The sequence below is a fragment of the Amycolatopsis thermalba genome (genome assembly GCF_003385215.1).
Lineage (GTDB): Bacteria > Actinomycetota > Actinomycetes > Mycobacteriales > Pseudonocardiaceae > Amycolatopsis_E > Amycolatopsis_E thermalba.
In genome coordinates, this window is record NZ_PQHW01000009.1 from 15,385 (window position 1) to 40,879 (window position 25,495).

The following is a 25,495-nucleotide window of genomic DNA, read 5'->3' on the forward strand; positions in this document are numbered from 1 at the left end:
TAGCTTGGCGCCCGGTGCGCCGAAGCCGTTCGCACCGAACACCCGATCCAGGAGGCAGGCTCATGACGAAGTACGCCGCGCCGGGCGAAACCGGCAGCGTCGTCGCGTTCGAACCGCGGTATGACCACTTCATCGGCGGCGAGTACGTCCCGCCGGCCAAGGGCGAGTACTTCGAGAACCCGACACCGGTCACCGGCAAGACCTTCACCGAGGTCGCGCGCGGCACCGCCGAGGACGTCGACCGCGCGGTCGCCGCGGCCACCGGCGCCGCCGTCGCGTGGGGCCGCACCTCCCCCGCCGAGCGCGCCGCCGTGCTGCTCAAGATCGCCGACCGGATGGAGGCCAACCTCGAGAAGCTCGCGGTCGCCGAGTCCTGGGAGAACGGCAAGCCGGTCCGCGAGACCCTGGCCGCCGACATCCCGCTGGCCATCGACCACTTCCGCTACTTCGCCGGCGCCATCCGCGCCCAGGAGGGCGGTATCTCGCAGATCGACGCGGACACCGTGGCCTACCACTTCCACGAGCCGCTCGGCGTGGTCGGCCAGATCATCCCGTGGAACTTCCCGATCCTGATGGCGACCTGGAAGCTCGCGCCCGCGCTGGCCGCGGGCAACTGCGTGGTCCTCAAGCCGGCCGAGCAGACCCCGGCCTCGATCCACGTGCTGCTGAGCCTGATCGCCGACGTGGTGCCGGCCGGCGTGATCAACGTCGTCAACGGGTTCGGCGTCGAGGCGGGCAAGCCGCTGGCCCAGCACAAGGGCATCCGCAAGGTCGCCTTCACCGGGGAGACCACCACCGGCCGGCTGATCATGCAGTACGCCAGCGAGAACATCATCCCGGTCACCTTGGAGCTGGGCGGCAAGAGCCCGAACATCTTCTTCGCCGACGTCGCGGCCGAACAGGACGCGTTCTACGACAAGGCGCAGGAGGGCTTCGCGATGTTCGCCCTCAACCAGGGCGAGGTCTGCACCTGCCCGTCGCGTGCGCTGATCCAGTCGTCCATCTACGACCGGTTCGTATCGGACGGTGTCGCGCGGGTGGAGAAGATCAAGCAGGGCCACCCGCTGGACACCGACACGATGATCGGCGCGCAGGCGTCCAACGACCAGTTCGAGAAGATCCTGTCCTACATCGACATCGGCAAGCAGGAGGGCGCGCAGGTCCTCACCGGCGGCGGGAAGGCCGACCTCGGCGGCGAGCTGTCCGGCGGCTACTACATCCAGCCGACGGTCTTCGCCGGGGACAACAAGATGCGGATCTTCCAGGAGGAGATCTTCGGCCCGGTCGTGTCGGTGACGAAGTTCGACGACTACGACGACGCCATCAAGATCGCCAACGACACGCTGTACGGGCTGGGCGCGGGTATCTGGTCGCGCGACGGGAACACCGCGTTCCGCGCCGGCCGGGAGATCCAGGCGGGTCGCGTGTGGACGAACTGCTACCACGCCTACCCGGCGCACGCGGCGTTCGGTGGTTACAAGCAGTCCGGCATCGGGCGCGAGACGCACAAGATGATGCTCGACCACTACCAGCAGACGAAGAACCTGCTGGTGTCGTACTCGCCGGACGCGCAGGGATTCTTCTGATCATGAGCCGGGTGGATCTCACCGACGCCGCCGCCGACCTGCTGCGGCGGCTGGCCGGACGGCACGGTCCGCTGATGTTCCACCAGTCCGGTGGGTGTTGCGACGGCAGCGCACCGATGTGCTACCCGGCCGGGGAGTTCCGCACGGGTGGGTCCGACGTGCACCTCGGCGATCTCACGGTCGCCGGCGTGCCGGATCCGATCCCGGTGTGGATGTCGGCCGCCCAGTTCGAGTACTGGAAGCACACGCACCTGACCATCGACGTGGTGCCCGGCCGGGGCAGCGGGTTCTCACTGGAGGCCCCGGAGGGTGTGCGGTTCCTGATCCGGTCGCGGTTGCTGACCGACGAAGAGTTGTCTCGATTGGACTGAAAGGACGGGCATGGGCGGGTACGCCGGCGTCTACGAGGAGAGTCTGCGTGATCCGGAGGGCTTCTGGCTGGCGGCCGCTTCGGCGATCAGCTGGTCACGGCAGCCGGGTCGCGCACTGGACGCCGCGCGCCCGCCCTGGTACCGGTGGTTCCCCGACGGCAGGCTCAACACCTGCTACAACGCGCTGGACCGGCACGTCCGGGCCGGGCGCGGCGACCGGGACGCGCTGATCTACGACTCGCCGGTGACCGGTTCTTCCGCGCGGTACACGTATTCCGAGTTGCTGGACGAGGTGTCGCGGTTCGCCGGTGCGCTGCGCGGGCTCGGTGTCCGGCGCGGCGACCGGGTGGTGATCTACCTGCCGATGATCCCGCAGGCGGTGATCGCGATGCTGGCGTGCGCGCGGCTGGGCGCGGTGCACTCGGTGGTGTTCGGCGGGTTCGCGCCGAAGGAGCTGGCGGTGCGGATCGCCGACGCGCGACCGAAGGTCGTGGTCTGCGGATCGTGCGGCATCGAGCCGACGCGGGTGATCGAGTACAAGCCCATTGTGGACGAAGCGGTGGCGTTGTCCGGTGAATCGCCCGAGGTGGTGGTGTTCCAGCGGGAGCACGTGCGGGCGACGCTCCGGCCGGGCGAGCACGACTGGAACGCGTTGGTGGAGTCGGCGTCTCCAGTGTCCTGTGTGGAGGTTGCGGCGACGGACCCGTTGTACGTGCTGTACACGTCGGGGACGACGGGCAAGCCGAAGGGTGTGGTGCGGGACAACGGTGGTCACGCGGTCGCGCTGGCGTGGTCGATGGCGAACATCTACGACATCGGGCCGGGGGACGTGTGGTGGACCGCGTCCGACGTCGGGTGGGTCGTCGGGCACTCCTACATCGTGTACGGACCGCTGCTGGCGGGCGCGACGACCGTGCTGTACGAGGGGAAGCCGGTCGGCACGCCCGATGCCGGGGCGTTCTGGCGGGTGATCTCGCAGTACGGGGTGAAGGCGCTGTTCACGGCGCCGACGGCGATGCGGGCGATCAAGAAGGTGGACCCGTCGGGCTCGTTGCTGCGTGCGATGCCTTCGTTGCGGACGCTGTTCCTGGCCGGCGAGCGGCTGGATCCGGAGACGTACCAGTGGGCTTCTTCGGCTTTGGACGTGCCGGTGGTGGATCACTGGTGGCAGACCGAAACGGGGTGGGCGATCGCGGCCAGCCCGCGTGGCCTGGAGCCGCTGCCGTTGAAGCCGGGTTCGCCGAGCGTGCCGATGCCGGGGTACGACGTGCGGATCCTGTCGGAGTCCGGCGAGGAGGTGCCGCGTGGGTCGGAGGGCGCGGTGTGCGTCCGGTTGCCGCTGCCGCCGGGCACGCTGCTGGGCCTGTGGAACGACGACGAGCGGTACCTCTCGTCATACCTGTCCCGCTATCCCGGCTACTACCTGACCGGCGACGGTGGATATGTCGACGAGGACGGCTACCTGTTCGTGATGGGCCGGACGGACGACGTGATCAACGTGGCCGGCCACCGCCTGTCGACGGGTGCGATGGAGGCGGTGCTGGCGGCGCATCCCGCGGTGGCGGAGTGCGCGGTGGTCGGGGTGGCGGATTCGTTGAAGGGCCAGTTGCCGCGGGGTTTCGTGGTGCTGAAGGCGGGCGCGTCCGCGGAGGGCCTGGAGGAGGAACTGGTAGCCGCCGTCCGCCGCGACATCGGTGCCGTAGCAGCCTTCCGCTCCGTGACGATCGTCGACGCGCTACCGAAGACGAGGTCGGGAAAGATCCTGCGCAAGTCGATCCGGGGCATCGTGGAAGGCCGCTCGGAACCAATCCCGTCGACGATCGAGGACCCAGCGGTGCTGGAAAAGCTACGCGAGCTGCTTTCAGGGGCGTAGGGATTCGCCGGATCCTCGATGCCCCAGGCGAAGTTCCACGTCCACCCGCGTCCCGTCCCGCAGCACGGCACGCGTCAGGACGCCGTCGCGCTGCCGGAGCAGCTGGGTGATCGCGTCATCCCGCGGCTTCTTGCGGACACTCTTGCCAAGCCGCCGTGCGCGATGCCGGATCCGCTGGGTTGCCCCGGCCTCGGCCAGATGTTCCAGGAGGTCGATCAGCCCCGCGACCCCACACCAGCGCGAGCCTGAGCAGCCGGTCCCAGGGCGGCGGAGTGGGCGCCCCCGCGGTCAGCCGCGCGACGTCGGAACAGCGCTGTTCGAGGACAGGGAGCAGGTCTCATACTGATCACGTGAGGCTGCGGACCCACATCGCCAACTCGCCGGAGGTGTCCGACCACCGGTTGGCCCCCTACCGCGAGCGCGTCGCGCGGCTGCTCGACTCGGACGGCCACCCGGCGGGCTACCTGATGTTGGTCGCGGACGTCTGGTACGAGGCCCTCGGCCCGTGGTGGCGCCGCCGGTGGTCCGCGGGCCAGGAGCGGCTCAACTGGTGGGCAGAGGTGCTCACCGACGGCGAGTGGACCTGGAGCGACGGCGGCTGGCTCGACATCGAGGAGGCGGTGGCCGAGCTGTCCTCCGGCACCTTCGACTTCTACGGCCGCGAACTCACGATCGCCTGGCTGGACGGCGAGGAGGCCGCCGAGGTGCGAAACCGGATCTTCGGCCGCTGAGCGCGCCGCCACTCCACCTCAGGCCGACTCGTCGCGCACGAGCCGGCGAAGCCGCCTGACCTCGGCGATGAGCCGTGGCACGTCGGTTCTGGCCGCAGCGATGAAGCGGGCGTTCTCGTCCCACCGCTCGTCGGCACCGCACACGTACCGCGGGTGCTGGACCAACGTGGCGGCGATGACCGTCCCGGGGTCGAAGTTCGCCCGGTCGCCGACATGCTCCTCGTCAGGGATCGTGCTGATCGCCACGAGGTTCATCGCCCAGTCGTCGTCGAGGAGGTGGAAGTACCAAGGCCCCGGAGTGGTCGCGTTGATCCGGGCTTCGATCGAGCTCAACTCGTGGTCGCTCAACGATCCGGATTCATCCGCCATCGCCACGGGAACATCCTCCCTCGGACCCCGACGCGCAAGGCGCAATGCAGCCGAGGCGACCTGAAGACGCCGGGTGCGGTCCAAGCGCGATGTCGTTACCCGAGAACACCACTTCCTGTGAGTCCCCGGGACCGGGGGGCCGACGATCCTCAGCCCCAGCCCGCTGACCTGCGGTTCAGTGCCCCCGACGGGGTTCGAACCCGCACTGAATCGATTTTAAGTCGACTGCCTCTGCCGGTTGGGCTACGGGGGCACCGTCAGCCTAAGCGAACGGTGCCCGCGACCCCAGCGCAGGTCAGCACATCCCGGCCCGCACCGCAGGTCAGGACTTCGAAGCCCGCGCGAACTCTTCCTTCGGGTTGTTGATCTGCCCCAGCGACACGACCTCACGCCGGAACAGGCCGCCCAGCATCCAGTCCAGCAGGATGCGCACCTTGCGGTTGAACGTGGGCATCGCCTTGAGGTGGTAGCCCCGGTGGAACAGCCAGGCCGGGAAGCCCTTGATCTTCAGGTTCAGCGCGTCCGCCACACCCTTGTGCAGGCCCAGCCCGGCCACCGCACCGAGGTTCTTGTGGAAGTAGTCCGTCGGCTGGCCGCCGCGCAGCACCTTGATGATGTTCTTCGCCAGGTGCCGCGCCTGCCGGACCGCGTGCTGCGCGTTCGGCGGGCAGGTGGCCGTCGGGTCGGACTCGGTGCGCGACAGGTCCGGCACGGCCGCGTTGTCACCCGCGGTCCACACGTCCGGGTGGCCGACGACCTGCAGCGCGGCGGTCGCCTCGACGCGGCCGCGCTTGTCGATCGGCAGGTCCGAGTTGGCCAGCACCGGGTTGGCCTTCACACCCGCGGTCCAGATGATCGTGTCGCTGTCGAACTCGGTGCCGTCGGACAGCACGACGTGCCCGTTCTCGAACGACTTCGCCGCGGTCGACAGGTAGACCTCGATGCCGCGCTTCTCCAGCTGCTCGACCGTCCACACGCCGAGGGTCTCACGGACCTCGGGCAGGATCCGGCCGGCGGCCTCGACCAGCACCCAGCGGATGTCCTCCGGCTGGATGTTCTCGTAGTACCGCGTCGCGAACCGGGTCATGTCCTCGAGCTCGGCCAGCGCCTCGATGCCCGCGAACCCGCCGCCGACGACGGTGAAGGTGAGCAGGCGCTTGCGCAGCTCCGGATCCAGCGTGCTGGCCGCCTCGTCGAGCTTGGTCAGCACGTGGTTGCGCAGGTAGATGGCCTCACCGATGGTCTTGATGCCGATGCCCTCTTCGGCCAGGCCGGGGATCGGCAGCAGCCGGGCGACGGCGCCGAGCGCGACCACGAGCACGTCGTAGTTCAGCTGCTCGATGTGCCCGTCGGCGGCCTCGACCGTGACGGTCTTGCGCTCGTGCTCGATCTTGTTGACCCGCGCCGTGAGCACGTGGCAACGCTTGAGCACTCGCCGCAGCGGCACCACGACGTGGCGCGGTTCGATGGCCCCAGCCGCCGCTTCCGGCAGGAACGGCTGATAGGTCATGTGCGGCTGAGGGTCGACGATCGTCACGGAGGCTTCGTTGGCGCGGAGCTTCTTCTGGAGTCCCAACGCGGTGTAGAGCCCGACGTAACCGCCACCCAGAATGAGGATCCGAGTCGGTTCCGACTTCGCTGCGGCCATAGACACATCTTCCCACTCCCACAAGCCGGGCGCGCGTAGACCCTCCCCACCTGTGACCAGGGTCGCGGACCAGCGCGAAACGATTCAGAGGAGCCCGGCCACCGCGCCCGCACGGCCCAGCACGTCCCGCAACTTGGCCGGGGTGAGGCGTCCGGTGAAAGTGTTCTGCTGCGAGACGTGAAATGACCCAAAAAGGTGAAGATCAGGGGTCCCCGGCAGGACGAAGTGAGCGCCGTGGCCGAACTTGGGCGCCGGTTTCGGCACCGTCCAAGTCTGCGCGAGCACCGGCAGCAGCGCCTGCCAGCCGAACGCGCCGAGCACGACGACCGCGCGGAGTGTCGGAAGTAACAGCTCGAACTCCCGCACCAGCCAGGGACGGCAGTTGTCCCGCTCCGACGGCAGCGGCTTGTTGGCCGGCGGGGCGCACTTGACCGGCGCGGTGATCCGCACGCCCTTGAGTTCCAGGCCGTCGCCGATGTGGGTCGAGGTCGGCTGGGAAGCCAGGCCCAGGTCGTAAAGCGCCTGGTAGAGGAAGTCGCCGGAGCGGTCACCGGTGAACATGCGGCCGGTGCGGTTGGCGCCGTGGGCGGCGGGCGCGAGCCCGACGATGGCCAGCGACGCGTCCGCCGGCCCGAACCCGGGCACCGGCCGTCCCCAGTACGTCCAGTCGGCGAAGGCGGCCCGTTTGGTCGCGGCGACCTCCTCGCGCCAGGCCACCAGGCGCGGGCAGCGGCGGCACCCGGTGACCGCCGTGTCCAGTTCGGCCAGGGTGTGGAGCTTTCGTCGGGTCACATCGTCAGTGTGCTCCGCTAGGTTGGCGATCATGCCGGAAACCCCCGAAGAGGAGACGAAGACCGAGGCCGCGCCCGAACCGAGCGACGACCTCGTCACCACCCAGCACACGCTCACCGTCAAGCGGCGCAAACTGTCCTACACCGCGCAGACCGGACGAATCGTGCTGCGCAAGGAAGTGCACACCGACGGCAAGTTCGACGGGCACGCCGCCAAGGCCGAGGTGTTCCTCACCTCCTACACGCTCGACGGCGCGGAGCCGGGTTCGCGGCCGGTGACGTTCGCCTTCAACGGCGGCCCGGGCTCGGCGAGCGTGTGGCTGCACATGGGCGTGCTGGGGCCGCGCCGGGTGGTCTCCGGCGACGTCGACTCGCCCGAGCCGCCGCCGTACCGGGTGGCCGACAACCCGGAGACGCTGCTGGTGCACAGCGACCTGGTGTTCATCGACCCGGTGTCCACCGGCTACTCGCGGCCGAAGAAGGGCGAGAGCGCCAAGGACTTCCACGGGTTCACCGCGGACGTGGAAGCGGTCGCGGAGGTCATCCGGCTGTGGACGTCGCGCAACGGGCGGTGGCTGTCGCCGAAGTACCTGGCCGGCGAGTCGTACGGCACGCTGCGCGCGGCGGCGCTGGCCGGGCACCTGCAGGAGCGGCACGGGTTCTACCTGAACGGGCTGATGCTCATCAGTTCCGTGCTGGACATGGGCACGATCCGCTTCACCGAGGGCAACGACCAGCCGTACCCGCTGTTCGTGCCGACGTACGCGGCGATCGCGCACTACCACGGCAAGCACGGCAAGCGGAAGCTGGCCGACGTGCTGGCCGAGGCGGAGGAGTTCGCCGCGCGCGAGCTGCCGTGGGCGCTGCAGCGGGGTTCGCGGCTGACACCGGAGGAGAAGGCGGCGGCGGTGCGCAAGCTGGCGTCGCTGACCGGGCTGGACGAGTCCTATGTGGACCGGGTCAACCTGCGGATCGAGCACGTGCGGTTCTTCACCGAGCTGCTGCGGGAGCGCGGGCTGACCACGGGCCGGATGGACGGCCGCTTCACGACGTGGGAGCCGGACGGCGGACGCGAGCTGATGAGCGACGACGCGTCGGTGTCGCGGATCATCGGGGCGTATTCGGCTGGTTTCAACCACTACGTCCGGTCCGAGCTGGGGTACGAGAACGACCTGCCGTACGAGGTCCTGTCGATGGACGTGGTGCGGAACTGGTCCTACTCGGAGTTCGAGGGCCGCGCGGTGTCGGCGGTGGAGGCGCTCAGCGCGGCGATGCGGGCGAACCCCCACCTGAAGGTGCACGTGGCCCTGGGCTACTACGACGGCGCGACGCCCTACTACGCGGCCGAGCACGTCCTGGCGCACCTGCAGATCCCGGAGAACCTGCGGAGCAACATCGAGTCGGCCTACTACCCGGCCGGGCACATGATGTACGTGCACGAGCCGTCGCGGCTGCAGCAGTCGAAGGACCTGGCTGACTTCGTGACTACCAGCTCAAACAGGTAGTCGAAGATGATCTAGACCGAGACGGGCGTGGGACAAACGTGGGACGGACCTGGGGTCCGACCGAGAGGAATCCCCCGTGTCCCACGCCTGCAGCGGCTGGCAACGCGTCCTTGTATTCATGGCGGCGCTGACAACCGTCGCTCTGCTGTTGCCGCCGCCGCCCGCCGCCAGCCAGACCCCCGGCGCACCGCGGTGTACGTGGGCGACGGAGTACAACCGCACCCTGGACGAGCTCGGCGAGGACCGGGCGCTGTGGCGCGTCGGCGACGTGCCCGATACCGGTTGGGGTGAGGCCAGCGACGAGGGCGCGGTGGTGGACGCGCTGGTGCCGTGCAGGTATGTCGCCGACGTGGTGCGGCACGAGCACATGCACCTGCAGCAGGTGCGCCAGTTCGGGTCGGGTCGGTTCGCCGCGTTCGTGCTCGGTGCGGACCGGATCGAGATCGTGGCGGACTGCGCGTCGCTGCTGGCGGGGTCTCGGTACACGCCCTACGTCGATTCCGCCGGCGGGTGCTCTGAGCGGGACCTGCGGGATGCGCGGCAGCTGCTGCGCGAGCGTTAGCGCTCGACGACGAACGTGCCCTTGCCGGGCAGGGTGATGACCAGGCCGCGGTCGCGGAGTTCCTGGATCGCGCGCCGGACGGTGCCGGTGGCCACGCCGTACTCCTCCGCCATGACCCGCTCGTTCTGCAGGCGGGCGCCGGGCGCCAGGTCGCCGTCCTCGATCCGCTTCTGGACGTGGTCGGCGACCTGCTGCCAGATGTAGGCCGGGCGGGAGTGGTCGGGCACGAAGTCGGCAGGGCTCACTACTGCACCGTAAACATGCCCTGAGCTGCATCGTTCCGTAGAACGCTGTCTAGTGCTGTACGCCGCACTATGGAGCGGCATAGAGTGGACGCCGTGCCGACCGTGTCCGTCTCCCACGTCGAGCCTGAGTGGCTGGTGATCGCAGAGCGCCTTCACCTGCGGATCCAGCGCGCCATGCGCGAGGGTTACCTGGACGAGATGTGCGCCACCGCCTGCGGGTTGATCGCCGCCCGCTCGGCGCTCGACCTCCGCCTGGACCCTGACCAGGTCCAGCGCTGCCCGGCCTGTCGCCTGCTCGAACCCGGCATGGCCCAGGGAGTCGACGCCTACCTGGCTGCGAGGACCTCATGACGTTCTCGTACTCGGAGTTCCAGAAGGATCCGCTGGTCAAGGACGTGAACCGAGCACGCCGCTCGTCGTACTTCGAGGCCCACGACGGCACGATCACCCTGCTGGACACCGGCGAGACCCTGCCCCCGGAGCCGGGCGAGCACGCCGGCGAAGACGTGCGCCGTCCCTGATCAGGGGGACAGACCAGGCGCGCGAGGAGCCCCCGGCCCGTACACCTCCAAGTCCCCGGGCCGGGGGTTCCGCCTACTCGGCCTTGTTCGGCACGCGCCACACGCCGTAGATGGTGGCGCCAGCGGCGACGAGCGCGGACAGGGCGGCCGGAAGTTCCCCGGCGCCGATCACGTTGTCGGCGACGATCGGGGCGAGCGCGGTGCACAGCCCGCCGATCGCGGCGACGATCGCCTTCGCGGCGTTGCCGAGGTTCACGCCGCATCACCCAGCTTCGCGAGGACCTGGTCGACCTTGTTGCGCAGCTCGGTGAGCGCGGCCCGGTCCTCGAAGGTCCACTTCGCGTGGTCGAACGCGAGGTCGACGAGGTTGGTCTTGTTCTTGTCCCCGGCGATACGGGACGGCTTGTAGCCCAGCACCGCGTCGAGCAGGGTGCGGACCATGTCGACGAGGGTCTTGTTGCCGGCCACGGTGGGCCAGCCGGGGTACTCGCCGTTCTTGAAGGAGCCGGCGAGCTGGTTGTAGATGGCGTCGAGCTTGGCGCTCTGGTCGGGGGTCAAGTCGTCCTCCTCGGTTCCGGTGGTCAACGCCGCGAGCACGTGGGCGCAGAACGCCTCGTCCTCGACGATCTCGAAGTGCATCGGGTCCTTGCGGCCCTGGTAGTCGCCGCCCCACCGCACAGCGCCGCGGGTGGCGGCGACGATCTCGCGGATGGCGCGGATCTGCGCCGCGCTGAAGTTCGCGGCCGGGTCGGTGCCGAGCGGGTGTCGGGTGGCGTTGGCGTCTGCCGCAGTCCCGGATGCATGGTTGGACAGCGTGGTGCTGCTGCCGCGGATGGTGCGCTCGGCGTAGCCCCAGTCGTCGAGCTGCCCGTCGTCGAGATCCTCGACGCGCGCGTGGAACTGGGCCAGCACCCACACCAGCAGCTCACCGGCCGGGCCCTTGCGGAGCCGGATCGTCCGTGTCGTGCCAGGGATGGTGTAGACCGTGGTCAGGTTGATGTCGTTGGCGGGGTAGCCGTTCTGCGACTTGGGCATGCTCACCCTCCTGTGAATGCGGTGATGAGGGCGCCGGCGAGCGCGCCGAGCGCGCCACCGCCCCCGGTGGCGACCCACACGCGCCGCTCGAGCGCGCGGATGCGGGTTTCGTGGTCCGCGCTCTGGGCCTTGACCTCTTCGCGCAGGGTCTTCATCTCGCCGCGGATTTCCTTCACGGCGTCGTGCGTGGCGCGCACCTCGTCGTACATCTCCTTGGTGGTGATCACCACGTCACCGGGCTGTGCCATGACTGCTCCCCTCAGTCCTTGATCTTGTAGGCCCAGAAGCGAGTCAGGCCGCCGCCGTTGTTGCCGGTCGTGCCGCCTTCCAGCCACCGGTTGCTGCCGGAGGTGTGGCCGACGTTCATCCGCAGCACGTCGTTGACGGCGAGCCGGTCCACGCCGGTGGCTTCCTGCCCGTTGCCCTCGGCGGCGTTGGTCGAGGACGGCAGCAGGGTGTAGGCCAACGTCGCGTCGCGGATGAACCCGCCGGACGCGCGGTTCTTCGTGACGCCCATGATGCGGTAGCCCACGGTGTCGGCCGACCACTGCGCACGGCAGCCGTAGGCGTACAGCCCGGGCTCACGGATGATGAGCGCGAAGTCGTCACCGCCCGATGCGCTTGGCCGCCACATCGGGTTGCCGCCGACGCTGTCGTTCTGGATCGCGCCGGTCATGGGGACGGTCTGCGGGGTGCCCGGCGAGATCGAGCGCGCCGTGTCGTTGTAGAGCACGCACGCGGGCATGCCGGGGTTGAGCGGCACCCACGCGCTGCCGGTCCACCGGTAGGTGCGCCAGTCCACCGAGGACACGAGCAGCTGGCCGGCCACGCCGGTCGCGGGCAGCGCGGACACCACGCGCAGGGTCTTGAGGAACTGGCTCTCGACCGCCTCGGCGAGTTCCTGGAGGTCCGCGGGCACGTTGGGCGGGTCGGTCAGCGCCGGGTACGGGAGGGCGTAGGTGGGTGTGCTGGGCATGGATCTTTCCCCTTCTAGAACGGCATGACCGTGAGCGTGCGTTTTCCGAAGAAGGTGATGGCGGAGCCGCCGTGCGCCTCGAAGCGGTACTTCATGGTGAAGGTGTGCAAGCCCTGTTTCAGGCCATCGGCGGCGGTGAGCAGCGTGGTGTTGGTGGCGGTGAACGTGACCGCGCCGGGGTTGACGGAGTCGGACACGCCGAACGCGGCACGGGAATCGGACGCGGCGATAGAGGATGCCCCGCTCACCTCGACATCGAAGTAGCCTCCGGAGCCGTTGACCGCGATGCGCGAACTCGCGATGACCAGGCATCGACGGGACGATCCGATGTAGACGTTCGACACCCGAGGGCCGACAGTTGCAAGGTCGCTATACGCGGTGTTGCCGGTGCTCTCGTTCGGCGAGACGTTGTCCGACCGCCAGTTCAGCGCCGCGCCTTCGCCTGGCGCCTGGATCCGGCCCAGCACGAAATACTGGGACTGCACCCGCATCAACGCGACCGTGTCGCCTGGGCTGATCATGATGCTGTTCGAGGTCGACAGCACGGACAGGTTGTTGAACGTGTTGCCGTTGATGAGGATCGAGTTGAGGCCGGTCTGCTCGTCCCAGGCTTGCACCACTCCGGTGTGCCAGCCAATGTCGCTGTTGCCGTTGCCCTGCTGCTGCATGCCCTGCACCAGAAGGGCGGCGATGTCCGCGGACCTCACGCCACACCTCCGAGGATCTGTTCGCGGGTAGTGGCCTGCATGACGCCGCCGGCGTCCAGCGGGACCGTCAGCGTCTCGATTACGTGCCGCTCGACGTTGAGCCGGTTCGAGTAGGACAGCTCGATGGGGTCGAGAGGTTCGAGCGCGACATTGGGCACCATGGAGAAGTCGACGTTGTACGGAAGCCCCAGCTGCCGGACCAGCATCGCGTCTGCGGCGGCCTGCGCTTGCTCGGTGGTGGTGATGAAGGTCGAGCTGTAGAACCGCGGCACCTTGCCGAACGGGCCGTTCCAGTAGGTCGGGCTGCTCGGGTTGAGGTCGTAGGCCACCGCCCGCACCGGTGGTGCTTCCCCGACGGGCTCGCCTGTGGCGACGACCGCGTTGTAGACGCCGTCGCGCTTCAACCGGCGCGACACCGTCGCTACGACGCCCCCGCGGCCGTGGTTGACGGAGAACACCGGCACCGTGGGGTCCGGCGCGGTCTCGACCCGCAACCGGCCCGCATAGTCCCAGTACATGACCTTGCCGAACGAGTCGGCGATGTCCTTCAGGAACTTGTACCGGTCGTCCTCCAGCACGTGGCTGGACGGGAACGTGGTGGCCCCGGCGTCGAAGTCGAACAGGATGATCGCGCCGGGGTAGACCTCGCCCACGAGGAAGTCGAAGATCGCCGCGACCGAGGTGCCGGCGCCGAACTCGCGTGGCGCGAGCGGGCGCGCGTCGATGATCCCGGACATCCGGTCGCGGCCGTCGAGCTGGATCTGCCCGTCCGGCGCGTTCTGCTGGTCGGTCTCGTACATGCGGAAGTAGCCCTGCGAGACCCATTCGGTGCCGCCGTCGCCGTAGACGATGCCCCGCTCGACGAACACCTCGTTGCCGTAGGGGGTGAGCAGCCCGCCGGCGCTGGCCGGGAACTCCCACTCGGTGGTGAGGTCGAGGGTGGCGCGGATGTCCGCCGTGGCGTCCAGCTTCACGTCGCCGGACACGATCGGGATTTCCACCCCGAGCGGGTTGACGCCGGTCTGGCCGGGCGAGCACACGCGGGCGCGGGAGGCCATCGCGTGCGAGCCGCGCACGGTGGTCAGGAACCGGTCGGAGACGGGGCGCATCAGGGCACCACCACGTCGGAGGGGTCGGCGATGCGGTCGAGCACGTCGGCGTACTGCGGCTCGGCGGCGAGCAGGTCGGCGTAGGTGGCGAACGCGGCCAGGATGTCGGCGTAGAGGACCGTTTCGCCGACGATCGTTCCGGCCGGGGCGGCGACCTCGGTCAGGGGCAGGTCGAAGAACCGCCGCTTGGTGCGCTTGGAGTGCCGGTCCATGGTGATGTCGCCGATCACGTAGTAGCCGCCCGGGAACGGGGCGCCGGCCGGGACGTGCAGCAGCACCGGCTCGCCGGTCGAGAAGCACAGGTCCAGGTCCTCGGCCACGTCGAGGTTGACCGCGGTGATGGTGAGCGTGTACCGCTTCGAGCCGCGCAGGTCGGTCACGGCGACCGGCAGGGACCGCGAGATCACGTCGATGATCCCGGCGCGGGCCGGGCGCGTGATCGCGGACCAGTCGGTGACCGTGACCGCCCGGTTCAGGTAGGGGCGCTGCACGTTCTTGATCCACGCCACCTGCATGTCCGGCGTGATCGCGGTGGTGTCGCGGGTGACGTAGTCGGCGCGGCGGAACGTCGCGAGCGTGGCCTTGGAGACCGCGGCCGCCCCACCGGTCACGGTGACGGTGCCGGCCGGGATCGTCGTCGGGTAGGCGGCGAGGAAGACGAACAGGCTGTCGCCGGATCCTGCGGTGTTGCTGACCCGGGTCACGTCGACGAACCCGCCCGGGGTGCCCCACCCGGTGTGCTGGGCCTGCTTCCACGCGAACAGCACGGTGAGCCGGTCGCCCGCGCCGCCCGCGGTGATGCCCGGGTAGGCGATGTTCTGCGCGGAGGCGTTGTTCTGCCACACCGACACCTGCGGCGCCAGCTCGGCGTTGCGCAGCGCAAACACCACCGCCGTGGTCGAGTCGCCCGCGGCGCCGCCGGTGAACGTGACCGTGGGGGCGGCGTCGCCCGGGATGTAGCGGCGGCCGAAGATCTTCGTGCTGCCCGTGGTGTGCAGGGTCCGCCAGCCCGCCGGGGCGTTCGGGGCGGCCGCGGTGTTGCGGATCGTGGCGAACAGCAGCAGCAGGTCCCCCGCCGCGACCGCGGTCGGCAGCGCAGGTGAGAGCGGCGCGTTGTCGCCGGTGACCGGCCCGGCCGGGGTGACGCCGACGGAGGTGATCGCGCCGGAGTCCACGTAGGACGCGCGGTAGTAGTTCGCCACCCCGGGGGTGAACTCGTAGTCGTCGAGCTGCCCGGCGCCGCCCGACAGCGCGACAGTGTCACCGCCACGCACGGTGGCCCAGGTGATCTGGTCGGTGCTGCGCTCGATCAGCGCGTAGTCGGCCTGCGCCGGGGCGCCAGTGATCGACAGGCGCACGCGGGACAGGTCGTCGGCGTAGGTCGCGGTCAGGGTCATCGCGCGGCCCCCACTCCCGCCGTCAGCGCACGGCGGGTCTGCCGGTCGCGCCGTTCGAGCTGGATCTGCACGACCTGGCTGATGCCCTCGCCGAGGTCCAGGTGCAGCTCCAGCACCTCCGCGCCCCCGGCGCCGCCGCCGATCGCCTCGGCCGTGGTGTTCGCGTTCGTGACGCGCCCGGTGCGGCCCGGGGTGAACAGCTCCGGACCGCGCTCGCCGACAAGGTAGGACTGGCCGGCCCGGGCGGTACCGCCCTTGGCGAGGTAGGGGATCGACGGGATGGCCGGGATCCCGACGACGCCGGTGATGTTGTTCACGCCACCAATCGCGCCGTTCACCACGCGGATCACGGAGTTGATCGCCGACTTGACCCCGGACACGATGCCGCCCCAGATCCCGCCGGCGAAGTCGGCGAGCCCGGAGAAGAACCCGCGCACCGCGGACACCGCGCCGTCCCAGGCGCCGCGGAACCAGTCGATGACCCCACCGACGATGTTGCGGGCGCCGTTCCAGATCCCGGAGAAGAACCCGCCGAGCCCGCCGAGCAGGCCGGTGAACCAGCCCCACACGTCGTTCCACCGGTCGCGGAACCAGCCGACGACCGCGGTGATCACGTCCGAGACGAACTTCCATACCGCGTCCCACACGCCGCGGAAGAAGTCCAGGTTGGACACGATCAGCACGATGACCGCGATCAGCGCCGCGATCCCCGCGATGATCAGCCCGATCGGGCTGGCGGTCATGGCGGCGTTGAGCGCCCACTGCACGACGGTGTAGGCGGCGACCGCGGCCTTCCACAGGTTCACCGCCGTGGTCACGGCCTGGATCCCGAGCGCGAGCCCGCCGATCGCGATGACCAGCGGCCCGATCCAGGTCATGTTCTGCGACAGGAACAGGGCCAAGCCCTGCAGCAGCGGTCCGAGGGTCTGGATCGCGGGCACGAGGAACGCAGCCACCTGGGTGGCGAGCTGGGCGAAGGCGTCGAGCAGCGGCGGCAGGGCGGGGGCGATCGCCTTCAGCGCCGCGCCCAGCACCCCGGACACCGCCTGGCCGACGGTGCCGACCGCCTGCGCCAGCGCCACGATCGCGTCGTGGCCCTCGGCGGACTCGACGAACTCGCGCACCTGCTTGATGACCGGGCCGAGCACGCCGCCCAGGCCCACACCGGCGTCGGATAGGGCGCCGAACACCGCGGAGACGATGCCGCCGATGTCGCCGAGGATCGCGAACAGCTCGCGGAACGCCTCGATGGCGTTCCGGATCCACTGCTCGATGTTGCCGGTCTCGGCCATCCGGTCGACCCACGCCTTGAACCGCTCACCGACCGCGCCGAGCCCCGAGGTCAGCTCGACCAGGATGGGCGCCGCGACCGCGCCGATGCGCACGAAGGCGGCGATCACCGGCGCCAGGAACGCGCCGATGTTCTGGATCACCCGTGCCGTGGCCGAGAGGATCGTGTTCACCTGCCCGATCGCGGCCGGGGTCTTCAGCCAGGCGGTGATCTTGGTGAGCACGCCGCCCATCGCGGTCGCGATCTGCTGGAAACCGCCGGTCAGCTGCGGCAGCGCGACCTTCAGGTTGTTCACCGCGGGTGTCAGCGACTTCTCGAACGAGTCCGACACCTTCGCCTTGAGCCCGTCCAGCGTCGGGCCCAGGCCCTCGAACGCGCGCTGGATCCCCTCGCCGCCCAGCTTCACCGCGATCATCGCCGCGGCCGCGCCGAACATGGCCGCTGGGATGAGCCCGGCCGCACCGGACATGGCGATGAGCGCGGTCGTCAGGCCCATCACGACGGCGATGCCGCCGGACAGGTTGGAGATCGCCAGGGCGCCGCGGGCGAGCGCGCCGAACGTGCTGTTGACCGCGGAGGTGAACTTGCCGAGGTTCTTCCGGTTGGTCTCGGTCTGCTGCTCCAGCGCGCGCAGCTGTGCGGAGGCAACACCGGTCGCGGCGACGAGACCTTTGGCGGTGCCGTCGAACTTGATCGTGATCGTGCGGGTTCCGGCGGCCATCAGGCGTCCTCGCTGAAGTCGCGGATGATCCCGTCGGCCACCGCCGTCCACTTCGCGGCGATCTCGGCCTGGCTGCTCTCGACGACCGGGAAGAACCAGTAGGCGTCACGGCCCTGGTGCGGGCGGCGGAACTGGCGGTAGTAGTTCGAGCCGAACACCGAGCCGAACAGCAGCTTGAACGCCGGGGCCCGGTTGCGGCCCAGCCGCTTGGTGCCGCCCGCCCGGATGGCCGGCACCCGGTCGCGCACCGCGGCGACCGTGGTGGCGACGAGGCGCGACTGCGGCGCCTCGTCGGCCATGCCCTCGGCCTTGACCTTGGCGGCCAGGGCGCGAGACAGCTCGAGCGTCGCGTCCTTGAGCCGCTTCGTGGCGTCCTTCGGCAGGTCGTTGAAGGCGCGCAGCGTCGGGCGCAAACCGACGATGCTCATCTTCACCGTGAGCGAGGTCTTGGCCACGAGGATCACCTCCGGGGACGGGCCGGTCAGCCTGAGTACTGCGGGCCCCCGGCCCCGGGCTCACGGTGGGCGGTTGTGCCCTTGCCCCGTGAGGCGGCTTTCTCGCGTTCCTCCAAGATGGACAGTGCGGTGACGACGGTCGCGTGGTGCTGGTCGTCCTCGGCAACCCAGACGCTGGGCGGAATCCCGGTCTCGATCGCGAGGGCGATCAGGGTCCGGCGCAGGCTGCCTACTGGGTAGGGTCCGGCTCCTTCACCGTCTCCTCCAGCTCGAACTCGAGGTCGCAGCTGGCCTCGAACTCCTGGAGCGTGCCGGTGAACTGCTGGGTGCGGCGGGCGGCGAAGTGCGCCACCTTGTACAGGTCCGCGGTGTGCAGGTTCTCCATCAGCTGCTTCAGCGAGCCACCCTTGGTGGTGCGCTCCCAGTTCAGGATGTCCCGCGTGGTGGCCTTGACCTCGAACTTCTCGCCGCCGTCCGGCGCGATCTTGAAGTCGATCACAGCGTGAACACTCCCCTCGTAACGTCCGTGACGGACGAGTAGTCGACGTAGGCGCGGCCGACATCGGCGCTGCCGGTGAGCTGCCCGAACGTGGCGCGCGACAGCGGCCCGATCAGCCGGGTGCCGGCCGCCGGGACGGACACGACCAGGTCCTCCAGGTCCAGGCCGTCGACCTCGACCGTGGCCTGGACGGTGACGGTGACCGGCGAGCCCCCGCCGTTGGTCACCTGCAGGAACACCCGGCCGGTGTCGATGATGTCCCCATCGGCGACCGGCGCGGTCAGCACCGGGGCCACACCGGTCTTGACGATCGGCTGTGTCGCAACGGAAGTGCGCGCCATGTCAGGCCACCCTCTCGTAGGTCAGGCCGTCGCCGAGGGTGCCGATGATCTGCAGCGTGACCTCGCTGGTCTCGGTCGCGCGCGCGTCACCACCGACCGGCGGCGGCTTGAGCAGCACCTGCCCGGACCACCGCACGTGCTCGCCAACCACGTCAGGATGGTGATCAAGGGTGAAGTCGGCGACCTCATTGGCGTGCGCCCACAGGTAGTCCGACAGCCCGTTCGAGCGCCAGTCGCTGAAGAACGTCAGCTCCAGCGTGGGCTCGTCGTCGGTCTCCTCGACGAAGCTGTTGTCGCCGGTGCTGCAGAACGTGTACTGCCGGTCGCCGTCCTGCACACCCGGGTCCAGGTTCCACGTCTGCACCTGGCACTCGAAGGACTGGCCATCGATGGTGAAGTTGATGATCTTGAGTCGCCGCTGATGCACCATCAGAGGCTCACCTCCACGGAAAGCGAGTAGCAGGGAAGGTTTTGGCTGCCGGCGGGGTATGCGCCGGGGTCGGCGCTCTGCACGACCGCGTCCTGCACGGTGTCGAGCGCGGCCGCGACCGGACCGACGAACTGCCACAGCCGCTCCAGCGCCCGCTCGTCCACCGCGACAACCAGGAACACCAGGAAGGTCGCCGTCGTGGGCGCGGGCCCGTAGCCATCCCACGTCAGCTGCGGCGGCCCGAGTACGAGCCCGGGCGGGTCGATGTCGTCGTCGTCGAGCTGGTAGAGGCGCAGCTTGTCGACGGTCTTGAGCGCCGTCTCGATCTGCTGCGCCGCCTCGGACACGGTCCTCATGCGAACACCGGTCCTCGGTACTTGCCGATGCCCAGCAGCCGCTCGATGTCCGGGTCGAACGAGGGAACCCGGGCGGAGCCGAGCTCGGGCCCCATCGTGACGAGCGCGTCCGGCGACCGGCGGCGGGTGTACCACCGCTCGGCCAGCCGGATCGTGCCCAGCACGAGGTCCGGGCCGGGCTTGGGCCGGGGGTTCAGCTCGTCCTCGGTGTAGTCGATGTCCGACCGCACACGCTCGACGAACGCCACCGCGGCGTCGAGCTGCGTCTGCAGCAGCTCGTCGTCACGGTCGTCGGTCGGCTCAAGCTTCTTGTCGAGCTTCAGCTCCTCGAGCGTGGGCGGCCAGCTCATCGTCACGCGCCCGTGGCGAGGGTGAGCACCTGCACGGAGCCCGGGTTGCGGACCAGGACGCCGACGTAGCCCCAGATGCCCATCTGGACATCGGCGGGGCCGACGTTCTGCTCGTAGGTGAAGTCGAGCAGGTCCGACTCAGCCAGGTACACCGCCTGCGAGTACAGCACCGCGAACTTGGTGTTGTCGGCGAAGCCCATCGACGCGTAGGCGTCGGAGCCTTCGATGTCGCCGACGAGCACGTTGCCCAGGGCGCCGGTGGCGTTGCTCGGGTTGTACCGCGACACCGGCATGAGCGGCCGGTTGGTGGTGTCGCGCAGCTTGCGGAAGGACCCGAACTGCGACGGGGTGAGCGCGACCAGGTCGGCGCTGCCCCGCTTGTCCTCGGCGACCTCGGTCTGCGCATCGATCACCGCGTCCAGCGCGGCCACCTCGTCGGTGAGGTCCACCGGCGTGGCGACCGCCGTGCCGCCGGCCAGGATCGCCGCGCACACCAGGCTCTCGACCTTGGCGTCCCACGCCGCGCGCAGGTCGCCCATGATCAGGCTGTCCGCGGCCGGGCTGGAGGCGTCGATGAGCTGCCGCGCCACGATCTGCGAAGCCGAGTACGCGGCCGGGGTCAGCGTGTCCTTGTCGGTGGCGAAGCGGTCCGCCGACCAGCCAGCGTTGTTCTGGCCCTCGGTGGTCTGCGCCGTGATGTTCTGGTCCGTGCCGGCGGTCTGCTTCGGCAGGATCAGCGGGCGCGGGTCGCGGCCGAGCGAGACGTGGCGCACGCGGTCGGCGATGAGACGCTTGGCCCGGGCGAGGCCCTGGTACTCGTCGGTCAGCCACTTCGGCGGGATGATGCCGGCGCCGCCGGACGCCTGGGTGACGGCACGCATGTGCTCGTCGAGCCGCTTCTGCGCCTCCGGGTCACGCAGGACCTTCGCGCGGTAGTGGTCGGCGAAGAACGACCGCTCGCCCCCGTCCTTTTCGGACCGGTAGTGGCCCGGATCGCGGTCGCGGGTAGTGGTGCGGCTACGGTGCTGCTCACCGCCGAGGTTCTGCTGCTCGCCAGCGTCGCCGTCGAGCGAGGAGGCCAGCTCGCCGACACGGCGGGAGCGGGTCTCGACCTCGGCCAGCTGCTCGATCTGCTCGGACAGGGTGCGCAGCTGGGTCGCCTGCTCGGTGACGCTGCGCAGCTCGTCCTCGGTCAGGTCACGGTTGCCCTCGGCGGCGCGCGTCTGCAAGCCCTCGATCGAGGAACGCAGCGCGTCGTGCTGCTCGCGCAACCGGACCAGGTACGGGTTCGGCATGGGCGCCGTCCTCCCGGTGTCGAAACGAATGGGGTCATTCGCACCGATTGGCCGGGGTGCTCGCTTCCGTGAGCGGCGAGGGTGTCGGCGTCCTGCGCTACTGCCGTCCAGTGTAACCGATGAACGCTCTTGGACGGTTATGCCGCGTGACCTCCGTGGTGCTTGGCGTACAGCGCCCGGCCGGCCGGAGTGGCCTGCATGATGTTGGTGGCCAGGCCATCGGCCATGCTCGTCGGCGCGCCCTCGGCGATCAGCGCGTCCCGCAGCGCGGTCCACGGGTGCGGGGACGCCGCGTACCGCGCGAACCCTTCCGGCCCCACCCAGTACTCCCACAAGGACGAGCCCGGCCCGTACTTGAGATTCGAGCCGCCGTGGCTGCTGGCGCGGGTCAGCGCCTCGGCATCCGCGGACAGCACCGGCAGCGCGGCGACGATCTGGTTTAGCTGCGCCCGCCGGTCCACGGTGGCCGCACTCCGGACGGCGGTCACCGTGGCGGCCTCGCCGTAAGCGCCGGCCATGACGATCGCGACCTCCGTCAGCGTCGCCGAGACGCGCTCGATCACGCCGCCGGGCAGCTTCCGGTTCTGGCCTTCTCGAAACCCGACCGACAGTTCGGACAGCGCGCCGTCCTTGATCAGTTCGAGGGTCTCGTCACCCTTCTCCGTGCGGGACACCCGGAACTCGGTGTAGAGCCCGGCAGCGTCGTCGCGCAGCTCGGTTGCGCGCCCGATCAGAGAACCGCCGTGCGGGCCGTGGTCACGCATGAACGGAACCCGATGGGCAGCCCTGATCTGCGCCGCGAAGGCGCCTCGGGCGAACTGTTCGGTCAACCGGCTGTCGATCGGCTGCGGGCGGCCGTAGGGCACGGCGATACCGCACACCGTCCGGCCGTCACCACCCTTCGCGGCCGAGCGGACCTCAAGGTCCGGCATCCACTGGCGGGTGAACGTCTCGGCGGTCATGCGGTCGCTCCCGTCTGCTCGTCGGTCTCGCTGGCCTGCCCGTGCGGCGCGGGCCGCACCGGTTCGGGGTCGTCGTCAATGCCCGGCACCGGCGGGTAGTCCTCGATCTCGCGCACCTCGGACTTGAGCAGCCACCCGTTGCGCACCGCGATCTCGTGCGCCTGGTAACGGGTCAGCGTGTCGGCGCGCAGCACGGCATCGAGGTTGGCCTGCACCCAAGTACCGCGGGGGAAGTGCAGCGACAGCGTCTGCTCGAAGCGCCCCACGTGCCCGCCGAGGGAGAACTTCAGCAGGTCGATGCTCTCGGCCTCGGCGTTGGTGTAGTCCATCGACCCGCCCGACGGGGCACCCAGGAACCGGGGCGGCAGACCGAAGATGTTGGCGACCTCCAGCAGCGACAGCTTGCGCGCCTCGATCAGCTGCAACTCTTCCGGGTTCCACGCCAGCGCCTGGAACTCGGTACTCGGGCCGAGCGCCGCGATCGTGCGATCCCGCTGCGACCTGATCCAGTCCTCCTTCGACGCGGTCAACTGCTCGCGCGTCACGTCCGGGCTGGTCGCCTTGAGCACGCCGGTGGGGATGCCGGTGTTGCCCAGGTTGCGCGCCTGCCGCGCCAGCTCCTCGGCCAGGTCGAGCGACCCGTGACCGTTGAGGTGCTTCTCCAGCACACCGACACCGCGCAGCGCGCCCGGCTCACACGGACCCTTGACGTGGATCACCTCATCGGCGGCGAAGGTCAGGCCGCCGATGCTGTACTCGATCGCCCCGGTCGGCAGGGCCGAGTACGTGGAGCCGCCCGCCCGCCGCACGCCGACGTTGCGCGCCGGGACGGGCGCGACCGCGGTCGGCAGCCCGGCGGCGTTCCGCTCGGCGATGACGCCGATGGCGTTGCCGTTCAGCACCAGATCAGCCGCCCAGGCCGACATGGTCGCGATCCGCGCTTCCTCAGGGTTCGGCTGCTCAAGCAGGATCGGCCGCGGAGTGACCTTCTCGGCGTAGTTGCGGCCGCGGTCGGTGTAGGCGTCCCACGGCAGCCCGCCCAGAAGGTCGGCGATCAGCATCACCGCCCGGTCCACACCGGGGATGCCCAACACCCGCACGTACCCGCCGCCGCCCCATCCGGTGTCGCCGGTGATGAGCGCGGACGGCCCGATGCGCCACCCGTCCGACACGATCGTGCGCGAGTGCTGCCGCGGCCCGGCAGCACGGGTGAACAGGCGTCCGAGTCCCATCAGGCACCCCTCGTGATCTCGGCCAGCACCGCGACGGCGAAGACCAGCACGCCGATGACGAGCAGTCCCCAGGCGAGCCCGGCCACCATGAACAACCCGGCCCCGGCCGGGGCCCCGCCGGCGGCCTGCGCGACGGACAGCAGCACGCCCCGGGCGCTGGTCGTGGTCCTCGTGTCGGTCATCTCATCTCCGTTCACACCACGCCGAACCACGGCGCGGGTTGCTCCTCGGGCAGGGTCAGGACGGTGTGCACCGCGCCCGCGGCGGCGTAGGCAGCGTCCACGTGGCCGGCGCCGCGCCGGACGAAGCGCCACCCGTCGCCCTGGTAGTACTTCGACGCCCCGGCGATGTGGGCGTCCAGCAGCGGGTCCCCGGGGTGGATCACCCGGCGCGCGCGGACGAGGTCGGCCAGCCCCTGGCAAGCCTCGGCCACCGCCGCGCCCTTGATCTCGACCCACTCCGGCCACGACCGCAGCAGCGGCGCCAGCGCGGCCGCCGGGCCGGACGGAAACCAGGCGCCGGCCTTGGGCTGGTATTCCTCGCGCAGCGCGGGCAGCTCGTCGCGGGCGGCCTCGGTGGAGTCCCACGCCTCGACGACCTCGACGCGCACCACCCCGGCGACCTCACCGGCGGCGAGCAGCGCGACGTGTTTGCCGTCCGGGGCCACGTCCAGGCACAGCACGATCCGGTCCTGCACGGCGTCGAGGGTCATGCTCGGGTCGCGGCACGCCTTCCACGCGGCGAGGTCCACCGCGCCGTCGAGCTGGTCGACCTTCTGCGACAGCACCTCGGTGCGGAACACCTCGGGCGGGTCGGTAGCCAGCGCCGACCGGATCGCGGTGTGGGAGAGCGTGCGGCCCAGCGCCGGGTTCGCCTGCGCCCACGCCTGCTCGTCGTCCAGCTCGCACCCCTCGGGGGCCGACCACTCGAACAGGGCGATCGACTCGTCGCGGGCGTCGCCCATGACGGTCACCCCGTCGCCGCCGTCGACGGCACCGGCCGCGGCGCGCAGGTGGTTCAGCACCACCGATTGATCGTCACCTGCGTTGCTCAGCGCCCAGATCTGCCCGTTCGCGCGGGCCATGATGGTCTTCGACAGCGACGACCAAGCCGCCCAGTCGCGCTGCTCGCGCACCTCGTCCAGCGTGAGGTGATCCACCGACAGCCCGCGGCCGGCCGACCGGTTCGACGCCTTGATCAGGTAGCGGCGTCCGCCGTCGAGGTTCAGTGACTCCTTGCCGTTCGCGGTGAGGTAGCTCAGCTTCTCGTCGGCCAGCTCGGCCACCTCGTCGACCGACTCGTTCGCCTTGTCCAGCACCTCGCGCGCGATGCCGAGGTCCTGCGCGGCGCCGAGCACCAGGCGCGCGCCGTCGACGAACAGGCGCCACAGCGCCAGCACCTTCGACAGGTGGGTCTTGCCGTTCTGCCGCGCCACGATCGCCAGCACCGTCCGGAAGCGGAAGGTGCCCTCTGGCAGCAGCTCCAGGCCGTGGATCACCGCGAACTCCTGCCACGGCAGCAGCGGCTCACCGAGCACCTCGCGGGCGAAGTCGATGACCTCGTACCCGCGGGTCGTCTTGCGGGTCAGCGGGCGCAGCGGCGGCGTCCACAGCCGCGGCTCGGTCCGGCCCAGGAGCTTCTTACCCGGCGCGACTTTCCCGGATCGCCGCGAGCTTGCCGCCGCGTTGGCCACGTGCCCCACCACCCTTCGCGGCAGCAGCACGCGCCTTCGGCGAGGCGCCCAGCGCGTCGAGCGCGGCCAGCAGCTTCGGCCCGAGGTCGGACACTGCGGTGCGCTCGGCCAGCTTCGCCTTCAGCGCGGCGACCTGCTCGTACAGGTCCGGGTCCTCGGCCTGGTCGACAGCGCGCAGCACACGGTCAGCGTGCGCGGCCGCGCCCGCGGCCTGGTCGATCTGCCGGGCGTAGGTCTCGGCCAGCCGCGAAAGCGCCTGGTCCTCCTCGGACAGCTCCAGTTTCCCCAGAGACGCCTGGATCGCGGGCACAAGCAGCCGATCCGCGGACCGAAGCCCCGCCGACTCACGCGCCACCCCGCCACCTCCGACCGGTATAGAAATACCGATACAAGAATACCGCACGCCACCGACAGAACCCGCCCATCCGCTGCTCACGCGCCCGC

At 70.0% G+C, this 25,495-nt stretch carries 33 protein-coding genes and 1 tRNA gene; 9 read left to right on the forward strand and 25 right to left on the reverse strand.

Annotation, left to right across the window (positions count from 1 at the left end; genetic code table 11):
- Nucleotides 1-62 precede the first annotated feature (62 nt).
- The 5 genes from adh to D0D15_RS06075 all read left to right on the forward strand — a co-directional run bounded on the left by adh (nucleotide 63) and on the right by D0D15_RS06075 (nucleotide 4,561).
- Nucleotides 63-1,586, forward strand: coding sequence for an aldehyde dehydrogenase (gene adh, locus D0D15_RS06055; protein ID WP_094004644.1), 1,524 nt, complete (start codon nucleotides 63-65; stop codon nucleotides 1,584-1,586).
- Between the two features lie 2 nt (nucleotides 1,587-1,588).
- Complete coding sequence (locus D0D15_RS06060) at nucleotides 1,589-1,957, forward strand: DUF779 domain-containing protein (RefSeq protein WP_198958174.1); 369 nt, start codon at nucleotides 1,589-1,591, stop codon at nucleotides 1,955-1,957.
- Nucleotides 1,958-1,967: 10 nt separating this feature from the next.
- On the forward strand, nucleotides 1,968-3,830 hold the full coding sequence (locus D0D15_RS06065; RefSeq protein ID WP_094004643.1) for a propionyl-CoA synthetase: 1,863 nt from the start codon (nucleotides 1,968-1,970) through the stop codon (nucleotides 3,828-3,830).
- Nucleotides 3,831-3,848: 18 nt separating this feature from the next.
- The gene (locus tag D0D15_RS06070) at nucleotides 3,849-4,079 is read left to right on the forward strand and encodes a hypothetical protein (protein ID WP_094004642.1); all 231 of its coding nucleotides are present in this window, start codon (nucleotides 3,849-3,851) and stop codon (nucleotides 4,077-4,079) included.
- A 101-nt stretch (nucleotides 4,080-4,180) separates the two neighbouring features.
- Nucleotides 4,181-4,561 carry a hypothetical protein gene (locus D0D15_RS06075; RefSeq protein WP_233157162.1) on the forward strand — a complete coding sequence of 127 codons (381 nt, stop codon included), beginning with the start codon at nucleotides 4,181-4,183 and terminating at the stop codon, nucleotides 4,559-4,561.
- Nucleotides 4,562-4,579: 18 nt separating this feature from the next.
- Here D0D15_RS06075 and D0D15_RS06080 read toward each other — a convergent pair whose 3' ends face one another.
- From D0D15_RS06080 to D0D15_RS06095, 4 genes are all read right to left on the reverse strand, one after another.
- Nucleotides 4,580-5,014 carry a hypothetical protein gene (locus tag D0D15_RS06080; RefSeq protein ID WP_233157161.1) on the reverse strand — a complete coding sequence of 145 codons (435 nt, stop codon included), beginning with the start codon at nucleotides 5,012-5,014 and terminating at the stop codon, nucleotides 4,580-4,582.
- A 95-nt stretch (nucleotides 5,015-5,109) separates the two neighbouring features.
- Nucleotides 5,110-5,183, reverse strand: a tRNA-Leu gene (locus D0D15_RS06085).
- Nucleotides 5,184-5,252: 69 nt separating this feature from the next.
- On the reverse strand, nucleotides 5,253-6,578 hold the full coding sequence (locus D0D15_RS06090) for an NAD(P)/FAD-dependent oxidoreductase (protein ID WP_162830510.1): 1,326 nt from the start codon (nucleotides 6,576-6,578) through the stop codon (nucleotides 5,253-5,255).
- Nucleotides 6,579-6,662: 84 nt separating this feature from the next.
- On the reverse strand, nucleotides 6,663-7,403 hold the full coding sequence (locus tag D0D15_RS06095; RefSeq protein ID WP_094004640.1) for a uracil-DNA glycosylase: 741 nt from the start codon (nucleotides 7,401-7,403) through the stop codon (nucleotides 6,663-6,665).
- On the opposite strand from D0D15_RS06095, the gene D0D15_RS06100 reads away from it, so the two are divergent.
- A complete protein-coding gene (locus tag D0D15_RS06100; RefSeq protein WP_094004639.1) occupies nucleotides 7,402-8,874 on the forward strand; it encodes a S10 family peptidase in 1,473 nt (490 codons plus the stop codon). The two genes, D0D15_RS06095 and D0D15_RS06100, sit on opposite strands and share 2 nt — an antisense overlap.
- Nucleotides 8,875-8,992: 118 nt before the next feature.
- The gene (locus tag D0D15_RS06105; protein ID WP_094004638.1) at nucleotides 8,993-9,436 is read left to right on the forward strand and encodes a hypothetical protein; all 444 of its coding nucleotides are present in this window, start codon (nucleotides 8,993-8,995) and stop codon (nucleotides 9,434-9,436) included.
- Here the strand turns inward: D0D15_RS06105 and D0D15_RS06110 are convergent.
- Nucleotides 9,433-9,681, reverse strand: coding sequence for a winged helix-turn-helix domain-containing protein (locus D0D15_RS06110; RefSeq protein WP_233157160.1), 249 nt, complete (start codon nucleotides 9,679-9,681; stop codon nucleotides 9,433-9,435). The two genes, D0D15_RS06105 and D0D15_RS06110, sit on opposite strands and share 4 nt — an antisense overlap.
- 93 nt (nucleotides 9,682-9,774) lie before the next feature.
- Here D0D15_RS06110 and D0D15_RS06115 point away from each other — a divergent pair, with 93 nt between their 5' ends.
- Together D0D15_RS06115 and D0D15_RS35840 are read left to right on the forward strand one after the other, a co-directional pair.
- Nucleotides 9,775-10,032: a hypothetical protein gene (locus tag D0D15_RS06115; RefSeq protein WP_143266163.1), complete on the forward strand. Its 258-nt coding sequence runs from the start codon at nucleotides 9,775-9,777 to the stop codon at nucleotides 10,030-10,032.
- Nucleotides 10,029-10,202 carry a hypothetical protein gene (locus tag D0D15_RS35840; protein WP_158224403.1) on the forward strand — a complete coding sequence of 58 codons (174 nt, stop codon included), beginning with the start codon at nucleotides 10,029-10,031 and terminating at the stop codon, nucleotides 10,200-10,202. The genes D0D15_RS06115 and D0D15_RS35840 overlap by 4 nt, the downstream gene beginning before the upstream one ends.
- A gap of 73 nt (nucleotides 10,203-10,275) precedes the next feature.
- Here D0D15_RS35840 and D0D15_RS06120 read toward each other — a convergent pair whose 3' ends face one another.
- From D0D15_RS06120 to D0D15_RS06215, 20 genes are all read right to left on the reverse strand, one after another.
- Complete coding sequence (locus D0D15_RS06120) at nucleotides 10,276-10,458, reverse strand: hypothetical protein (RefSeq protein ID WP_094004635.1); 183 nt, start codon at nucleotides 10,456-10,458, stop codon at nucleotides 10,276-10,278.
- Nucleotides 10,455-11,237: a M15 family metallopeptidase gene (locus D0D15_RS06125; RefSeq protein ID WP_094004634.1), complete on the reverse strand. Its 783-nt coding sequence runs from the start codon at nucleotides 11,235-11,237 to the stop codon at nucleotides 10,455-10,457. The genes D0D15_RS06120 and D0D15_RS06125 overlap by 4 nt, the downstream gene beginning before the upstream one ends.
- Nucleotides 11,238-11,239: 2 nt before the next feature.
- Nucleotides 11,240-11,485, reverse strand: coding sequence for a hypothetical protein (locus D0D15_RS06130; RefSeq protein WP_094004633.1), 246 nt, complete (start codon nucleotides 11,483-11,485; stop codon nucleotides 11,240-11,242).
- A gap of 11 nt (nucleotides 11,486-11,496) precedes the next feature.
- Nucleotides 11,497-12,213, reverse strand: a complete 717-nt coding sequence (locus D0D15_RS06135; RefSeq protein WP_094004632.1) for a hypothetical protein — start codon at nucleotides 12,211-12,213, stop codon at nucleotides 11,497-11,499.
- A 14-nt stretch (nucleotides 12,214-12,227) separates the two neighbouring features.
- Entirely contained in the window at nucleotides 12,228-12,920 is a 693-nt protein-coding gene (locus tag D0D15_RS06140; RefSeq protein ID WP_094004631.1) for a hypothetical protein, read from the reverse strand.
- Complete coding sequence (locus D0D15_RS06145) at nucleotides 12,917-14,029, reverse strand: DUF5047 domain-containing protein (protein WP_094004630.1); 1,113 nt, start codon at nucleotides 14,027-14,029, stop codon at nucleotides 12,917-12,919. Before D0D15_RS06145 ends, D0D15_RS06140 begins: the two co-directional genes overlap by 4 nt.
- The gene (locus D0D15_RS06150; protein WP_094004629.1) at nucleotides 14,029-15,426 is read right to left on the reverse strand and encodes a hypothetical protein; all 1,398 of its coding nucleotides are present in this window, start codon (nucleotides 15,424-15,426) and stop codon (nucleotides 14,029-14,031) included. The genes D0D15_RS06145 and D0D15_RS06150 overlap by 1 nt, the downstream gene beginning before the upstream one ends.
- On the reverse strand, nucleotides 15,423-17,438 hold the full coding sequence (locus tag D0D15_RS06155) for a phage tail protein (RefSeq protein WP_094004628.1): 2,016 nt from the start codon (nucleotides 17,436-17,438) through the stop codon (nucleotides 15,423-15,425). The genes D0D15_RS06150 and D0D15_RS06155 overlap by 4 nt, the downstream gene beginning before the upstream one ends.
- Entirely contained in the window at nucleotides 17,438-17,893 is a 456-nt protein-coding gene (locus tag D0D15_RS06160) for a hypothetical protein (protein ID WP_143266162.1), read from the reverse strand. The genes D0D15_RS06155 and D0D15_RS06160 overlap by 1 nt, the downstream gene beginning before the upstream one ends.
- A gap of 229 nt (nucleotides 17,894-18,122) precedes the next feature.
- Nucleotides 18,123-18,392, reverse strand: a complete 270-nt coding sequence (locus tag D0D15_RS06165) for a hypothetical protein (protein ID WP_094004626.1) — start codon at nucleotides 18,390-18,392, stop codon at nucleotides 18,123-18,125.
- Nucleotides 18,389-18,733: a hypothetical protein gene (locus D0D15_RS06170; RefSeq protein ID WP_094004625.1), complete on the reverse strand. Its 345-nt coding sequence runs from the start codon at nucleotides 18,731-18,733 to the stop codon at nucleotides 18,389-18,391. The genes D0D15_RS06165 and D0D15_RS06170 overlap by 4 nt, the downstream gene beginning before the upstream one ends.
- Nucleotide 18,734: 1 nt before the next feature.
- A complete protein-coding gene (locus tag D0D15_RS06175; protein WP_094004624.1) occupies nucleotides 18,735-19,163 on the reverse strand; it encodes a hypothetical protein in 429 nt (142 codons plus the stop codon).
- Nucleotides 19,163-19,519 (reverse strand): hypothetical protein, encoded by a 357-nt coding sequence (locus D0D15_RS06180; RefSeq protein WP_094004623.1) that lies wholly within the window; start codon nucleotides 19,517-19,519, stop codon nucleotides 19,163-19,165. The genes D0D15_RS06175 and D0D15_RS06180 overlap by 1 nt, the downstream gene beginning before the upstream one ends.
- Nucleotides 19,516-19,869 (reverse strand): head-tail connector protein, encoded by a 354-nt coding sequence (locus D0D15_RS06185; protein WP_094004622.1) that lies wholly within the window; start codon nucleotides 19,867-19,869, stop codon nucleotides 19,516-19,518. The genes D0D15_RS06180 and D0D15_RS06185 overlap by 4 nt, the downstream gene beginning before the upstream one ends.
- Before the next feature lie 2 nt (nucleotides 19,870-19,871).
- Complete coding sequence (locus D0D15_RS06190) at nucleotides 19,872-21,164, reverse strand: phage major capsid protein (protein ID WP_094004621.1); 1,293 nt, start codon at nucleotides 21,162-21,164, stop codon at nucleotides 19,872-19,874.
- A gap of 137 nt (nucleotides 21,165-21,301) precedes the next feature.
- Nucleotides 21,302-22,126 carry an HK97 family phage prohead protease gene (locus D0D15_RS06195; RefSeq protein WP_094004620.1) on the reverse strand — a complete coding sequence of 275 codons (825 nt, stop codon included), beginning with the start codon at nucleotides 22,124-22,126 and terminating at the stop codon, nucleotides 21,302-21,304.
- Nucleotides 22,123-23,358 carry a phage portal protein gene (locus tag D0D15_RS06200; RefSeq protein ID WP_094004619.1) on the reverse strand — a complete coding sequence of 412 codons (1,236 nt, stop codon included), beginning with the start codon at nucleotides 23,356-23,358 and terminating at the stop codon, nucleotides 22,123-22,125. Before D0D15_RS06200 ends, D0D15_RS06195 begins: the two co-directional genes overlap by 4 nt.
- Nucleotides 23,358-23,540 (reverse strand): hypothetical protein, encoded by a 183-nt coding sequence (locus tag D0D15_RS06205; protein WP_115944296.1) that lies wholly within the window; start codon nucleotides 23,538-23,540, stop codon nucleotides 23,358-23,360. Before D0D15_RS06205 ends, D0D15_RS06200 begins: the two co-directional genes overlap by 1 nt.
- A gap of 11 nt (nucleotides 23,541-23,551) precedes the next feature.
- On the reverse strand, nucleotides 23,552-25,051 hold the full coding sequence (locus tag D0D15_RS06210) for a terminase large subunit (protein WP_094004617.1): 1,500 nt from the start codon (nucleotides 25,049-25,051) through the stop codon (nucleotides 23,552-23,554).
- Nucleotides 24,999-25,361 (reverse strand): terminase small subunit, encoded by a 363-nt coding sequence (locus D0D15_RS06215; protein WP_094004616.1) that lies wholly within the window; start codon nucleotides 25,359-25,361, stop codon nucleotides 24,999-25,001. Before D0D15_RS06215 ends, D0D15_RS06210 begins: the two co-directional genes overlap by 53 nt.
- Between the last annotated feature and the right edge of the window lie 134 nt (nucleotides 25,362-25,495).

Bases quoted from the DNA above. Each gene is read 5' to 3' on its own strand.
- D0D15_RS06180 (WP_094004623.1), bottom strand. From the start codon at position 19,519: ATGAGGACCGTGTCCGAGGCGGCGCAGCAGATCGAGACGGCGCTCAAG.
- D0D15_RS06135 (WP_094004632.1), bottom strand. From the start codon at position 12,213: ATGCCCAGCACACCCACCTACGCCCTCCCGTACCCGGCGCTGACCGAC.
- D0D15_RS06175 (WP_094004624.1), bottom strand. From the start codon at position 19,163: ATGGTGCATCAGCGGCGACTCAAGATCATCAACTTCACCATCGATGGC.
- D0D15_RS06095 (WP_094004640.1), bottom strand. From the start codon at position 7,403: ATGATCGCCAACCTAGCGGAGCACACTGACGATGTGACCCGACGAAAG.
- D0D15_RS06100 (WP_094004639.1), top strand. From the start codon at position 7,402: ATGCCGGAAACCCCCGAAGAGGAGACGAAGACCGAGGCCGCGCCCGAA.
- D0D15_RS06125 (WP_094004634.1), bottom strand. From the start codon at position 11,237: ATGCCCAAGTCGCAGAACGGCTACCCCGCCAACGACATCAACCTGACC.
- D0D15_RS06195 (WP_094004620.1), bottom strand. From the start codon at position 22,126: ATGACCGCCGAGACGTTCACCCGCCAGTGGATGCCGGACCTTGAGGTC.
- D0D15_RS06205 (WP_115944296.1), bottom strand. From the start codon at position 23,540: ATGACCGACACGAGGACCACGACCAGCGCCCGGGGCGTGCTGCTGTCC.
- adh (WP_094004644.1), top strand. From the start codon at position 63: ATGACGAAGTACGCCGCGCCGGGCGAAACCGGCAGCGTCGTCGCGTTC.
- D0D15_RS06170 (WP_094004625.1), bottom strand. From the start codon at position 18,733: ATGGCGCGCACTTCCGTTGCGACACAGCCGATCGTCAAGACCGGTGTG.
- D0D15_RS06145 (WP_094004630.1), bottom strand. From the start codon at position 14,029: ATGCGCCCCGTCTCCGACCGGTTCCTGACCACCGTGCGCGGCTCGCAC.
- D0D15_RS06190 (WP_094004621.1), bottom strand. From the start codon at position 21,164: ATGCCGAACCCGTACCTGGTCCGGTTGCGCGAGCAGCACGACGCGCTG.
- D0D15_RS06155 (WP_094004628.1), bottom strand. From the start codon at position 17,438: ATGGCCGCCGGAACCCGCACGATCACGATCAAGTTCGACGGCACCGCC.
- D0D15_RS06130 (WP_094004633.1), bottom strand. From the start codon at position 11,485: ATGGCACAGCCCGGTGACGTGGTGATCACCACCAAGGAGATGTACGAC.
- D0D15_RS06065 (WP_094004643.1), top strand. From the start codon at position 1,968: ATGGGCGGGTACGCCGGCGTCTACGAGGAGAGTCTGCGTGATCCGGAG.
- D0D15_RS06200 (WP_094004619.1), bottom strand. From the start codon at position 23,358: ATGGGACTCGGACGCCTGTTCACCCGTGCTGCCGGGCCGCGGCAGCAC.
- D0D15_RS06150 (WP_094004629.1), bottom strand. From the start codon at position 15,426: ATGACCCTGACCGCGACCTACGCCGACGACCTGTCCCGCGTGCGCCTG.
- D0D15_RS06060 (WP_198958174.1), top strand. From the start codon at position 1,589: ATGAGCCGGGTGGATCTCACCGACGCCGCCGCCGACCTGCTGCGGCGG.
- D0D15_RS06185 (WP_094004622.1), bottom strand. From the start codon at position 19,869: ATGAGCTGGCCGCCCACGCTCGAGGAGCTGAAGCTCGACAAGAAGCTT.
- D0D15_RS06090 (WP_162830510.1), bottom strand. From the start codon at position 6,578: ATGGCCGCAGCGAAGTCGGAACCGACTCGGATCCTCATTCTGGGTGGC.
- D0D15_RS35840 (WP_158224403.1), top strand. From the start codon at position 10,029: ATGACGTTCTCGTACTCGGAGTTCCAGAAGGATCCGCTGGTCAAGGAC.
- D0D15_RS06070 (WP_094004642.1), top strand. From the start codon at position 3,849: ATGCCCCAGGCGAAGTTCCACGTCCACCCGCGTCCCGTCCCGCAGCAC.
- D0D15_RS06105 (WP_094004638.1), top strand. From the start codon at position 8,993: ATGGCGGCGCTGACAACCGTCGCTCTGCTGTTGCCGCCGCCGCCCGCC.